This is a genomic window from Alteromonas halophila, assembly GCF_014651815.1.
Taxonomy (GTDB): domain Bacteria; phylum Pseudomonadota; class Gammaproteobacteria; order Enterobacterales; family Alteromonadaceae; genus Alteromonas; species Alteromonas halophila.
Genome location: NZ_BMXP01000030.1, coordinates 1 through 1091 on the forward strand (window position 1 = coordinate 1; position 1091 = coordinate 1091).

Annotated in this window: 1 protein-coding gene; it reads right to left on the bottom strand. The window is 49.9% G+C overall.

Annotated features, from left to right (window positions below; all coding sequences use genetic code 11):
* Positions 1 to 35: 35 nt before the first annotated feature.
* Entirely contained in the window at positions 36 to 986 is a 951-nt protein-coding gene (locus IE054_RS17750; protein ID WP_189408598.1) for an IS30 family transposase, read from the bottom strand.
* Positions 987 to 1091 lie beyond the last annotated feature (105 nt).

Below are 1091 nucleotides of genomic sequence, written 5' to 3' on the forward strand. Positions count from 1 at the left end.
CGCGGATTCAACCCCGAAGTGCACCACTCGCTAAATTAAGCTGTTCTTCGTAATTCATTGAAGACCACCGATGGTTGTTTAAACCCAAGGCATTTCCTTGGCCTTGCATTCAGCGCACGCTCAACGGCAGCAATCTGCTTGTCCGTCACCGTTCGTAAGTCTGTCCCTTTGCGGATATATTGCCGCAGCAACCCGTTGAAGTTTTCGTTCAGTCCGCGCTCCCATGATGAGTATGGGTTAGCGAAGTAGATGTTCGTTTTCAGCTTATCCGCTACCAGCTCATGAGCACAGAATTCCGCTCCGTTGTCGGCGGTAATCGTTCGGACATGGCCGCGATAGCGCCATAGCATGCCAATCATGGCTCGGCTTACATCAGCCGCGCTTTTCGCTGGCACTTTTCGTATCAGATACAGTTTACTTTTACGCTCAACCAGACTGACAATGGCACCTGTACCGTTCTTGCCTAATACGGTATCGGCTTCCCAGTCACCGAACCGTTTCTTCTTATCAACGATGGCAGGGCGATGTTCAATCCCAACCCGGTTCGGAATAATAACGCGCTTCACGCAACTGCCTTTGCGGTATTTTCGGTGGCCATGTCGCAACTGCTTGTGCAGTTTACCACCGCGTAATTTATCGCGCTGCACGAAACCGTAAATCCATTCATGGCTGACGCTATGCCCTATAGCCTTACCTACACCAGCAATTTGCTCAGGACTCCATTTCTGGCTCAAACCGAACTCGACGAACGTGATAGTCAGCGCTGATACACTATATTTCGCTGCCTGACATCGTCGTTTAACTGTCTTAGCGTGAGCGACTTCAGGCAGATAGTGATTATCACGAATGCTGTTCCGCCGAACTTCTCTACTGATGGTCGTGTGACAAACGTTCAGCCGCTTGCCAATCTCCCGATAGCTGAAACCCTCGCGTAAGTAGACCTCGATCTGGTATCGTTGCCCTTCGATCAACTGCTTGTAACTCATGGTGATTACTTCTGTTTGTTTGGCGACTACAGAGTACCACCAACAGGCAGTTGATCTCTTCTCGCCGTTTAACCATGAGTGGTGCACTTATTATCTGAATTCGGG